This window comes from Streptomyces sp. NPDC054813 (assembly GCF_053611365.1).
Genome location: NZ_JBSHAF010000032.1, coordinates 92334 through 104533 on the forward strand (window position 1 = coordinate 92334; position 12200 = coordinate 104533).

Sequence of the window (12200 nt, forward strand, 5' to 3'; positions counted from 1 at the left end):
CAGCTGTGACTCGGCTGTGACCGGAACTATGGCTTCCACCACAGTCGTTCGGGGTTCGCCCTGATGAGGTGGCCGGATGCGCAGACCTCACCCCCGTCTCCTCGGCACCGCCGTCGCCCTTCTCCTGGCCACGGCGTGCGGCGCGGAGCACGCGGACACCGGCCGCGGCGCCGGCGCGGACGTCCCGGCACCCCGCGCCACCGTCACCGACCCGCCGGTGGACGGCGTACGGATCACCTCGGTCACCATCCCCGCGGCCTCCCCGAGCCCGACCCCGTCCGCCACGCCGGGCCGGGTGCACGCGGACCCGCTGCCCGGGGCCGGTGACTCGGGCATCTCCGCCGCCTACCAGGTCAGCAACGACGGCGACGAAGCCATGACCTACACCGTGCTCTTCGACTTCACGACGGACACCGGCGCCGTCATGGGCTCCCGGAAGGTGACCGTGCGCGGGGTCGAGCCGGGCCGCAGTACCAGCGGAACCGTCGACCTGGGCGTGCTCGCCCCCGGCGCCTCCCCGGTGACCCGGGTGAAGGTGGCCGAGGTCAAAAAGGTCCCCGCGGACGAGGCGCCGGGCCAGACGGGTGCCTGTCCCTCCTCGGGCGTGCGGCTGTGGGCCGACGACGGCGACGCCGCGATGGGCCTGCGCGTCGTCGGACTCCACCTGGAGAACTGCGGAGAGCGGGACCTCTCGCTCGACGGCTACCCGGAGCTGAGCCTCCTGGACGAGAACCGTGAGCCCGTCGACGGCATACGCATCCTGCACGGCGGCGCGGCCATCGCTTCGGGAACCGGCTTCGACGGGCCGCCCGTCCCGCTCGTCCTGAAACCCGGTGAGACCGCCCTCTCCGGCCTGATCTGGCGCAACACGACGTTGGCGGGCACGCCGGTGAACGTGCCCTACGTCCGGGTCCTGGCGAAGCCGGGCGCCGCGCCCGTCATGGTTACCCCGGGCCTGGATCTCGGGACCACGGGGAAGCTCGGCGTCGGCGCCTGGAAGCGGGCCGACCGGTAACGCGGGAGAAAATCGGCGGCCCCTTACGGCGACCCTCTGTACGTTGGAACCGCGCACAAGCGCACGACCAGCGCTTTCGCACTGTTTCCGGACCCTTTTCGAGGCGACCCACCGTGTTCCTGACGATCACCACCACCGGCACCCCCGAACGTCCCGCGACCGACCTCGGGTTCCTGCTGCACAAGCACCCCGACAACGCGCAGACGTTCTCGACCTCCTACGGCATCGCGCACGTCTTCTACCCCGAGGCGGATGCCGAGCGCTGCACGGCCGCGCTGCTCCTGGAGGTCGACGCGGTGGCACTGGTCCGGCGCGGCAAGGGCAAGGGGCGCGGCGGGGCACCCGACGCGGCGCTCGCACAGTACGTCAACGACCGCCCGTACGCGGCCTCCTCGCTGCTCGCCGTGGCGATCGGCAACGTCTTCTCCAGCGCGATGCGCGGTGTGTGCCGGGCCCGTCCCGAAGCCCCGGAGCAGACCAGGCCGCTGCGCGTCGAGGTCCCCGTGCTGCCCGCACGGGGCGGCCCCGACCTGGTACGACGCCTCTTCGAGCCGCTCGGCTGGACGGTGACCGCCGAACCGGTCGCCCTGGACACCGCGTTCCCGGAGTGGGGCGACTCGCGGTACGTCGGTCTCGTCCTGGAGTCCGAGGCGCTGACCCTCGCCGAGGCGCTGCGCCACCTCTACGTCCTGCTCCCCGTCCTCGACGACGCCAAGCACTACTGGGTGTCCGCCGAGGAGGTCGACAAGCTGCTGCGCGCGGGCGAGGGCTGGCTGCCCGGCCACCCCGAGCAGAAGCTCATCACCACTCGCTATCTCTCCCGCCGCTGGTCGCTGACCCGGCAGGCGATGGAGCGGCTGGAGCTGGTGCGGCTCGCCGAGACCGACGACAGCGAGGTCGAGGAGATCGACAACGCGGTCGAGGAGGAGACGGAGGCGGAGGAGAAGCCGGCGCCGCTCGCGGTGCAGCGCCGGGAGGCGATCCTCGGGGCGCTGCGCCGGGCCGGTGCCGCCCGGGTCCTCGACCTCGGCTGCGGGCAGGGCCAGTTGGTGCAGGAGCTGCTGAAGGACCCGTCGTTCACCGAGATCGTCGGCATCGACGTGTCGGTGCGGGCGCTCACCATCGCCGCGCGCCGGCTCAAGCTCGACCGCATCAGCGAGCGCCAGGCGGCCCGCGTCAAGCTCTTCCAGGGCTCGCTGGCCTACACCGACCAGCGGCTCAAGGGGTACGACGCCGCCGTGCTCAGCGAGGTCGTCGAGCACCTCGACCTGCCCCGGCTGCCCGCCCTGGAGTACGCCGTGTTCGGCGCCGCCCGCCCGCGCACGGTCCTGGTGACCACGCCGAACGTCGAGTACAACGTCCGCTGGGAGACCCTCCCCGCCGGACACGTCCGGCACGGCGACCACCGCTTCGAGTGGACCCGCGAGGAGTTCCGCTCCTGGGCCGCTCGGGTTGCCGAACTCCACGGCTACCAAGTCGAGTTCATCCCCGTGGGCCCGGACGACCCCGAGGTCGGCCCGCCCACCCAGATGGCTGTCTTCGAGATGAGCACAGCCGGGACGGGCGCCACCGCTCCCGCCGTGAAGGAGGCGAAGGCAGCATGACCGAGCAGACAGCCGGACGGGTCCTTCCCGTCACCGACCTCTCCCTGGTCGTCCTCGTCGGCGCCTCCGGCTCCGGCAAGTCCACCTTCGCGCGCCGCCACTTCAAGCCGACCGAGGTGATCTCCTCCGACTTCTGCCGGGGACTGGTCTCCGACGACGAGAACGACCAGGGCGCCACCAAGGACGCCTTCGACGTGCTGCACTACGTCGCGGGCAAGCGGCTGGCGGCCGGCCGCCGTACGGTCGTCGACGCGACCAGCGTGCAGCAGGAGTCCCGGCGCCAGCTGGTCGACCTGGCCAAGCGGTACGACGTGCTGCCCATCGCCATCGTCCTGGACATGCCCGAGGAGGTGTGCGCCGAACGCAACGCGGCCCGCGCCGACCGCGCCGACATGCCCCGCCGGGTCATCCAGCGCCACATCCGCGAACTCCGGCGCTCCCTCAGGCATTTGGAGCGTGAGGGCTTCCGCAAGGTGCACATCCTGCGCGGTGTCGAGGAGGCCGAGTCGGCGACCGTCGTCACCGAGAAGCGCTTCAACGACCTGACCCACCTCACCGGACCCTTCGACATCGTCGGCGACGTCCACGGCTGCGCCTCGGAACTGGAGTCCCTGCTCGGCAAGTTGGGATACGCCGACGGCGTGCACCCCGACGGCCGTACCGCCGTGTTCGTCGGCGACCTGGTCGACCGCGGTCCGGACAGCCCGGGCGTGCTGCGCCGGGTGATGTCGATGGTGAAGTCGGGCAACGCCCTGTGCGTGCCCGGCAACCACGAGAACAAGTACGGGCGGTATCTCAAGGGCCGCAAGGTCCAGCACACCCACGGACTCGCCGAGACCATCGAGCAGATGGACGGCGAGAGCGAGGAGTTCACCCAGCAGGTACGGGAGTTCATCGACGGGCTCGTCAGCCACTACGTCCTCGACGGCGGGAAGCTGGTCGTCTGCCACGCCGGCCTGCCCGAGAAGTACCACGGCCGCACCTCCGGCCGGGTCCGCTCGCACGCGCTGTACGGCGACACCACCGGCGAGACAGACGAGTTCGGCCTGCCGGTGCGCTACCCCTGGGCCGAGGACTACCGGGGCCGGGCGGCCGTCGTCTACGGCCACACGCCCGTCCCGGGGGCAAGCTGGCTGAACAACACCATCTGCCTGGACACCGGCGCCGTCTTCGGCGGCAAGCTGACCGCGCTGCGCTGGCCGGAGCGGGAGCTGGTCGACGTACCGGCCGAGCGGGTCTGGTACGAGCCGGCCCGGCCGCTGCGCGCCGAGGCGCCCGGCGGCCAGGACGGGCGTCCGCTCGACCTGGCGGACGTGCAGGGCCGGCGGGTCGTGGAGACCCGGCACCAGGGCCGGATCGCGGTCCGTGAGGAGAACGCGGCGGCCGCCCTGGAGGTGATGAGCCGCTTCGCCATCGACCCGCGCCTGCTGCCGTACCTTCCGCCGACCATGGCTCCGACGGCCACATCGCACGTTGACGGCTATCTGGAGCACCCGGCCGAGGCCTTCGCGCAGTACGCGGAGGACGGGGTCGCCCGGGTCGTGTGCGAGGAGAAGCACATGGGCTCGCGGGCGGTGGCCCTGGTGTGCCGGGACGCGGAGGTGGCGCACAAGCGCTTCGGCGTCGCGCCGGGTCCCACCGGCTCCCTCTACACCCGCACCGGACGCCCGTTCCTCGACGACGAGTCGGTCACCGAGGAGATCCTCGGCCGGATCCGCGCCGCGGTCGACGCGGCCGGACTCTGGGACGAACTCGCCACCGACTGGCTCCTGTTGGACGCCGAGCTGCTGCCCTGGTCGCTCAAGGCCGGCGGCCTGCTGCGCACCCAGTACGCGGCGGTGGGCGCCGCCTCCGGCGCGGTGTTCCCGGGTGCGCTGGCCGCCCTGGAGGGCGCGTCGGCGCGCGGTGTGGACGTCGGCGGCCTGCTCACCCGGCAGCGTGAACGCGCCGCCGACGCGTCCGCGTTCACGGACGCCTACCGGCGTTACTGCTGGACCACCGAGGGCCTGGACGGGGTGCACCTCGCCCCCTTCCAGATCCTCGCGGTACAGGGCCGCAGCCTCGCCGCGCTCCCGCACGACGAGCAGCTCGCCCTCCTGGACCGGCTGGTGGAGAACGACCCGAGCGACCTGCTCCGGACCACCCGGCGCCTGTACGTCGACGCCGGGGACCCGGAGTCGGTGCGGACCGGTGTCGACTGGTGGCTGGAGATGACCGGCCGGGGCGGCGAGGGCATGGTCGTCAAGCCGCTCGGCGCGGTGGTGCGCGACTCGAAGGGCCGGCTGGTCCAGCCCGGTGTCAAGTGCCGGGGCCGTGAGTACCTGCGGATCATCTACGGTCCCGAGTACACCCGCCCCGACAACCTGGCCCGGCTGCGCAACCGGTTCCTCAACCACAAGCGGTCCCTGGCGATCCGCGAGTACGCGCTGGGCCTGGAGGCCCTGGACCGCCTCGCGGACGGCGAGCCGCTGTGGCGGATCCACGAGGCGGTGTTCGGGGTGCTGGCCCTGGAGTCGGAGCCGGTCGACCCCCGGCTGTGAGGCCGGCCGGCACCGGGGTCAGCCGACCAGCCGGAGCCGGTGGGCGCAGGCTCCGACCCGGACCGTCTGCCCCCAGGTCAGCTCCAGGGCATCGGTCTCGATGCCGTCGCCGAAGGCGATCAGACGGTCCGACTCGACCGTGAGCGTCAGGGCCGCCGAGGCGGTGAGTTCACCGGCGACCAGGGATGTTCCGGTCGCCGGTGACGGCCAGGCCTCGCGGACGAACCACAGCAGGCGCTCCTCGGTGGGGGAGGGCAGCGTCAGCCGGGCGCCGCGCTCCTGCCACACCGAGCGCAGCCAGCCGGTGGCTCCCGTGCCGGTGCCCACCAGCACCCCGGAGGAAGCCTGGGCCTCGACGACACCCCCGTCGCCCTCGAGGCCCAGGCGGTATCGGGCGGTCTGATGACCGGCGGTTCCCAGATAGATCTCGTTGAGCGCCACGAGCCGCTGGGTGTCGTCGGCCACCGCCTCGACCATCGTCAGCTCGTCGGCGCCCGTGCCCTGGAACGAGGCCAGCAGGACGGCCGTGTGCTCCGGCCGGTGCCGCACCAGCACACCGGGGTTGCGGCCGGGGTCGGTGTCGATCCCGATCACCGGCTGGCCGTCCAGGTACTTGGCCACGTTCGCCACCAGCCCGTCCTGGCCGACCACCACCACCACGTCCTCGGGCCCGAACAGGAAACGGTCCAGGTCGGCCCGCTCGACCCGGGCCTGGCGCCAGGTCAGCGGAATCGCCGAGGCCACCTCGGCCAGCGCCCGCCCGGTCCGGCGGTGCCGCTCGGCGACCTCCTCGATGTCCCGCCCGCGGGAGGAGAGGAAGAAGGCGGCCTGCCCGTGGGTGCCGTGGTGGGCCACCAACTCGTCGTACTCGGTGGTGCGGTGGACGAGGACCACGCGGGGCGCGAGGCTCATGGCGCCGCCTCCGGGGTTCGGCCGGGCCGGGCGGCGGGCCTCGGTGGGACGGCGGGCCGGGGTGCGGCTGGTTCCGCGGTCCGGCGGCCGGTCGTGCTTCCGGTGCCTTTTCCGATGGGGGTTCGGCCGGCCCGGGCGGCGGGCCTCGGTGGGACGGCGGGCCGGGGCGCCGCCGAATCAGCGGCCCTCCGGGCGGCCGCGCCCCCCGTGCCGTCCCCTGCCGGGGACCTGCGGGCCGCGTTCACGCCCCCTCCGCCGAGCCCAGCTTCGCCAGCAACCCCGTCAGCACGTCCGGCGACACGGTCACGCTGTCGATGCGCGGCAGGTTCTCGGCGAGCCGGGTGCCCGTGAGGGCGTGCAGCGTGGCCACGTCCACCTCGCCGTGCACCCGCAGCCAGGCCGCCTGTGCCGCGGCCCGGGCCTCGCCGATCTCCCGGGCCCCCTCGGCCTCGGCCCGCGCGAGCGTGACCGCCCGGGCCGCCTCGGCCTCGCCCAGCTTCACGGACCGGGCCGCCTCCGCCTCCGCGAGCCGTACCGTGCGCGCCGCCTCGGCCTCGCCCAGCTTCACGGACCTGGCGGCTTCCGCCTCCGCCAGTTTCACCGACCTCGCGGCCTCCGCCTCCGCGCGCACCGCGTCGGCCGCCGCGTGCTCCTCCGCCTCGCGCCGCGTGTTGGTGCCCCGCTGCTCGACCAACTGCTCCTCGCGGCGGGCCAGTTCGATCTGGCTGGCCAGCTCGTTCTCGGCGATCGCCCGCTCCCGCTCGACGGCCACCGCCCGCCGCTCGTAGGTGGCCCGGTCGGCCTCCTGCTGGATCTGCTCGCGGGCCGGGGTGCGCAGCGCCCGCTCCACCTCGGGTTCGGGCCGCAGCGCCATCACCCGAACGGCCACCACCTCGATCCCGGTGGCCGGCAGCCGGGGCTCCGCGCCGAGCCCCTCGGCGATCCGTTCCCGGACCGCCGCCACCCCGTCGACCAGGGCCGCCGCCAGCGGGGTGCGGGCCAGCACGGCCAGCGCGTGCTGCTGGGCCGTCTCGGTGAGCAGGGTGCCCAGCTGCTCCAGCGGGGTGCCGCGCCAGGCCCCGGTGTCGGGATCGATCGAGAAGTCGAGGCGGGCGGCCGCCAGTGCCGGGTCGCCGACGCGGTAGGTGACCGTCGCCTGCACCGACACGTCCTGGAAGTCGGCCGTGCGGGCGTGGAAGGTCATCGCCAGCTCGCGGTCGTCGACCGGTATCTCGGAGATCGCCGCGGTGAGCGCGCGGAACCAGAAGCTGATGCCGGGTCCGTCGTGCAGGAGCTTCCCGCCCCGGTGATGTCTGATGTGCGCCGTCGGTGCCCCGCGCAGATGGCGCCGGCCCAGCCGCCGGGTGATGTCGGCCATGGTGCCCCCCTCGTGATTTAGAGTCAGCATGACAATAATCCCGTCCGCTCCGCTTGTCGTCAAGAGGACGAGAAGAAGAAACGGTCGACCTGGGGGTGAACCCGGTCCGCGATGGTCAGGATGGAGTCATGGGATTCCATGTCGACTCCGAAGCCGGGCGGCTGCGCCGCGTCATCCTGCACCGGCCGGATCTGGAGCTCAAAAGGCTCACCCCCAGCAACAAGGACGCCCTTCTCTTCGACGACCTCCTGTGGGTGCGCCGGGCCAGGGCCGAGCACGACGGTTTCGCGGACGTGCTCCGGGACCGCGGGGTCGCCGTCCATCTCTTCGGCGACCTGCTCACCGAGACGCTGGCGATCCCGGCGGCTCGCACCCTCGTCCTGGACCGGGTCTTCGACGAGAAGGAGTACGGCCCGCTCGCCACCGACCACCTGCGCGCCGCCTTCGAGAACCTGCCCGCGCCCCAGCTGGCCGAGGCGCTGGTCGGCGGCATGACCAAGCGGGAGTTCCTGGACGGGCACGCGGAGCCCACCTCGGTCCGCTTCCATGTCATGGACCTCGACGACTTCCTCCTGGAGCCGCTCCCCAACCACCTCTTCACCCGGGACACCTCCGCCTGGGTCTACGACGGCGTCTCCATCAACGCCATGCGCTGGCCGGCCCGGCAGCGCGAGACCGTGCACTTCGAGGCGATCTACCGGCACCACCCGCTCTTCCGTGGCGAAACGTTCCACGTCTGGTCGGAGGGGCAGGCCGCCTACCCCTCCACCATCGAGGGCGGCGACGTCCTGGTGATCGGCAGCGGCGCGGTCCTGATCGGGATGAGCGAACGCACCACCCCGCAGGCCGTGGAGATGCTCGCGCACAAGCTGTTCGCGGCGGGCTCCGCGCAGACGATCGTGGCCCTGGACATGCCGAAGCGGCGCGCCTTCATGCACCTCGACACCGTCATGACGATGGTCGACGGCGACACCTTCACCCAGTACGCCGGGCTCGGCATGCTCCGCTCGTACACCATCGAACCGGGCACCGGCGAGAAGGAACTCAAGGTCACCGACCATCCGCCGGAGCACATGCACCGCGCGATCGCCGCCGCCCTCGGCCTCAGCGAGATCCGGGTCCTCACCGCCACCCAGGATGTGCACGCGGCCGAGCGCGAGCAGTGGGACGACGGCTGCAACGTTCTCGCCGTCGAACCCGGTGTGGTCGTCGCCTACGAGCGCAACTCCACCACCAACACCCATCTGCGCAAGCAGGGCATCGAGGTGATCGAGATCCCGGGCAGCGAGCTGGGCCGGGGGCGGGGCGGTCCGCGCTGCATGAGCTGCCCGGTGGAGCGGGACGCCGTATAGGTGAGGGCCAAGGTGTCTGTATAGAAATGTGAAACGTCGTATAGACTTCCAAAAGTCCCCGCGTCGATCTCTACTGCTGGAGCGCCCCCATGGCGACAGTCCCGACCGCCCTCGCCGGCCGCCACTTCCTCAAGGAGCTGGACTTCACCCAGGAGGAGTTCCGCGGGCTGGTCGGGCTGGCCGCCGAACTGAAGGCGGCCAAGAAGGCCGGGGCCGAGCCGCAGTACCTGCGCGGCAAGAACATCGCGCTGGTCTTCGAGAAGACCTCCACCCGCACCCGCTGCGCCTTCGAGGTCGCCGCCGCCGACCAGGGCGCGCACACCACGTACCTGGACCCGGCGGGCTCGCAGATCGGACACAAGGAGTCGGTGAAGGACACCGCCCGGGTCCTCGGCCGGATGTTCGACGCGATCGAGTACCGCGGGCACAGCCAGGGCGTGGTCGAGGAGCTGGCCGCGTTCGCCGGGGTCCCCGTCTACAACGGCCTCACCGACGAGTGGCACCCCACCCAGATGCTCGCCGACGTGCTCACCATGACCGAGCACAGCGACAAGCCGCTCACCGCGATGGCCTTCGCCTACCTCGGCGACGCCCGCTACAACATGGGCAACTCCTACCTCGTCACCGGCGCCCTGCTCGGCATGGACGTGCGGATCGTGGCGCCCCGGCTGCTGTGGCCGGACGGCACGATCGTCGAGCTGGCCGAGCGGCTCGCCGAGGCATCCGGCGCCCGGATCACGCTCACCGAGGACGTCAAGGAGGGCGTGCGCGGCGCCGACTTCATCGCCACCGACGTATGGGTGTCGATGGGCGAGCCCAAGGAGGTCTGGGACGAGCGGATCGCGCTGCTCGGCCCCTACGCCGTGACCATGGACGTGCTGCGCGCCAGCGGCAACGCCGACGTCAAGTTCCTGCACTGTCTGCCGGCCTTCCACGACCTGGGCACCGACATCGGCCGGGAGATCTTCGAACGCCATGGACTGACCGAGCTGGAGGTCACCGACGAGGTGTTCGAGTCCGAGCACTCGGTCGTCTTCGACGAGGCCGAGAACCGGATGCACACCATCAAGGCGGTGCTGGTGGCCACGCTCGGCTGACCGCCGCCGTAACGCTCCGGCCTCACCAGGCCTTATTCTTTCCGGCGGCCCGGCCCACCCCTGTCGCGGCCGCCACGGCGACCGACCCGGATCGCACCCGCACCACCAGAAACGAGCACCACCCGCATGCCCCGCATCAAGTCCCCGCACCTGCTGGTCGCCGAATCCGGCGCCGACCGCGCGGGCCACGGCCTCCGCCGCACCATGGGCCTCTTCCAGCTGATCTGCTTCGGCATCGGCGCGATCGTCGGCACCGGCATCTTCGTCGGGCTCTCCGACTCGGTCGCCCAGGCCGGCCCGGCCGTCGTGATCTCGTTCGTCCTCGCCGCGATCACCTGCGTCTTCACCGCCCTCTCCTTCGCCGAGCTGGGCGGCGCGATCCCGGTCTCCGGATCGTCGTACTCCTTCGCCTACGCCGGTCTCGGCGAGTCCACGGCCTTCCTGGTCGGCTGGTGCCTGCTGCTGGAGTACGGCATCTCGATCTCGGCCGTCGCGGTCGGCTGGAGCCAGTACGTCAACGAACTGCTGCACAGCCTCACCGGCCTCCAGCTCCCGCACGCCCTGTCCGCGGGCCCCGGCGACGGCGGGATCGTGAACCTCCCCGCCGTGATCGTCATCGCGATGGCCGCCGTGCTGCTGGTGCGCGGGGTCCGGGAGAGCGCCCGGGCGACCGCCGCGATGGCGGCCGTGAAGCTCGTCATCCTGATCGCCTTCTGCGTGATCGGCTTCAGCGCCTTCAAGGACGGCAACCTCGTGCCGTTCTCCCCGGCAGGGCTCGGCGGCATCGGCGCGGGCACCACCGCCGCGTTCTTCTCCTACATCGGCTTCGACGCGATCACCACGGCCGGCGAGGAGGCGAAGAACCCGCGCCGGGACATCCCGGTCGCGATCCTCGTCTGCATGGGCGTGGTCACGCTGCTCTACTGCGCGGTCGCGCTGGCCGCGACCGGCGCCATCGGCGGCGACCAGGTGGCAGGGCGTCCCGCAGCCCTCTCCTACGTCGTCAACCAGGTCACCGGGTCCACGATCGGCGGCGGTGTGATCGCCTTCGGCGCGGTCGTCGCCATCGCCTCCGTCGTCCTCGCGGTGATGTACGGCCAGACCCGCATCCTCATGTCCATGTCCCGGGACGGGCTGATCCCGCGCGTCTTCGAGAAGGTCTCCCCGAAGACCGCCACCCCGGTCGCCGGGACCCTGATCGTCGCGGGCGTCTTCGCGCTGCCGGCGGCCTTCGCCTCGCTGGACGCGGTGATGAACCTGTGCACCATCGGCACCCTCGCGGTCATGGCGGTGGTGAACATCGCGGTGATCGCCCTGCGCCGTCGCGAACCGTCCCTCGCCCGCACCTTCCGGGTGCCGCTCTACCCGGTCGTACCGCTGCTGGGCGTCGGTTTCTGCCTGTACCTGATGTACGAGACCGGGTGGGCGACCTGGATCCAGTTCGCCGTCTTCCTGGTCGTGGGCCTGCTGGTCTACGTCGGCTACGGGCGCCGGAAATCCACGCTGGCTGCTTCGACCAGTGACGTGGTCACGCCGGACGCCACTGACGCGGTACTACAGGAAGCCTGAACCACACCGCCTTGCCCGACTCGGTGGGGCGGTGCCCGCAGGACGCGCTGAGGGCGCGGATCAGCAGCAGACCGCGTCCGCCCTCGTCCATGGGGTCGGGCTCCTCGATCACCGGACGGGTCAGGTGGCCCGGCGGCGCCGGGTCCGGGTCGTGGACCTCGACCTTGCAGCCGCCCGGCATCAGCTCGACGACCAGCTCTATCGGCCCCTTGCCGGCGGTATGCTCGACGGCGTTGGCGACCAGTTCCGCGGTGAGCAGCTCGGCGGTGTCGGGGTCCGCCGGGTGGTCGGCCCCCTCCATCGCCGAACGCACCAGGGCACGGGCGACCGGCACGGCTGCGACGGTGTGCGGCAGCGCGATGCGCCAGGAGGCGGCGGCGGAAGGTGGTTCGTACACGGCGATTCCGTTCATGGCGCAGGCGATCACTGCTTGTCCTGCTTTCAACTGTAGGAATGGTACGGGTCCCGTTCCGAAGCCTGTCGGCGGGCCCCGGGCGCATCCTTCGGCCCGACAACGGACTGCTTACCCCGGCCGGCGGGCCGTCCTGCACGACCGCCCGCTCTGTTACCGCCTTATTGACGCGCTGTGACCTTGTGACCGTCTCGAACGCGGGGGGGCCCCCGCGGGGGGGGGGGGGGCCGCGGCCCGCGAAAGGGTGACGCGAACACCGCCCAACCCCCCCGCAACCGGGCCCCCGCCGCCCGCGCGAGAACGAAGAAAGCCCCCGGTACC

9 protein-coding genes are annotated in these 12200 nt (G+C 72.1%); 6 read left to right on the forward strand and 3 right to left on the reverse strand.

The genetic code is table 11. The features are described from left to right. Positions 1-76 precede the first annotated feature (76 nt). From ACWGJB_RS43115 to ACWGJB_RS43125, 3 genes are all read left to right on the forward strand, one after another. Complete coding sequence (locus ACWGJB_RS43115) at positions 77-1015, forward strand: DUF4232 domain-containing protein (protein WP_453385492.1); 939 nt, start codon at positions 77-79, stop codon at positions 1013-1015. 113 nt (positions 1016-1128) lie between these two features. Continuing rightward, positions 1129-2619, forward strand: coding sequence for a 3' terminal RNA ribose 2'-O-methyltransferase Hen1 (locus ACWGJB_RS43120; protein WP_453385493.1), 1491 nt, complete (start codon positions 1129-1131; stop codon positions 2617-2619). Then, on the forward strand, positions 2616-5159 hold the full coding sequence (locus ACWGJB_RS43125; protein WP_453385494.1) for a polynucleotide kinase-phosphatase: 2544 nt from the start codon (positions 2616-2618) through the stop codon (positions 5157-5159). The genes ACWGJB_RS43120 and ACWGJB_RS43125 overlap by 4 nt, the downstream gene beginning before the upstream one ends. 18 nt (positions 5160-5177) lie before the next feature. Here ACWGJB_RS43125 and ACWGJB_RS43130 read toward each other — a convergent pair whose 3' ends face one another. Both ACWGJB_RS43130 and ACWGJB_RS43135 read right to left on the reverse strand, forming a co-directional pair. Next, on the reverse strand, positions 5178-6071 hold the full coding sequence (locus ACWGJB_RS43130) for a hypothetical protein (RefSeq protein ID WP_453385495.1): 894 nt from the start codon (positions 6069-6071) through the stop codon (positions 5178-5180). Positions 6072-6312: 241 nt separating this feature from the next. Further along, positions 6313-7449 (reverse strand): SPFH domain-containing protein, encoded by a 1137-nt coding sequence (locus ACWGJB_RS43135; RefSeq protein WP_453385496.1) that lies wholly within the window; start codon positions 7447-7449, stop codon positions 6313-6315. Positions 7450-7577: 128 nt separating this feature from the next. On the opposite strand from ACWGJB_RS43135, the gene ACWGJB_RS43140 reads away from it, so the two are divergent. The 3 genes from ACWGJB_RS43140 (at position 7578) to ACWGJB_RS43150 (ending at position 11467) form a co-directional block, all read left to right on the forward strand. Beyond that, positions 7578-8801, forward strand: coding sequence for an arginine deiminase (locus ACWGJB_RS43140; protein WP_453385497.1), 1224 nt, complete (start codon positions 7578-7580; stop codon positions 8799-8801). Between the two features lie 89 nt (positions 8802-8890). Beyond that, entirely contained in the window at positions 8891-9898 is a 1008-nt protein-coding gene (gene argF / locus ACWGJB_RS43145; RefSeq protein WP_453385498.1) for an ornithine carbamoyltransferase, read from the forward strand. A gap of 126 nt (positions 9899-10024) precedes the next feature. After that, positions 10025-11467: an amino acid permease gene (locus tag ACWGJB_RS43150; RefSeq protein WP_453385499.1), complete on the forward strand. Its 1443-nt coding sequence runs from the start codon at positions 10025-10027 to the stop codon at positions 11465-11467. Here the strand turns inward: ACWGJB_RS43150 and ACWGJB_RS43155 are convergent. Continuing rightward, entirely contained in the window at positions 11427-11879 is a 453-nt protein-coding gene (locus ACWGJB_RS43155) for an ATP-binding protein (RefSeq protein WP_453385500.1), read from the reverse strand. The two genes, ACWGJB_RS43150 and ACWGJB_RS43155, sit on opposite strands and share 41 nt — an antisense overlap. Positions 11880-12200: the final 321 nt, after the last annotated feature.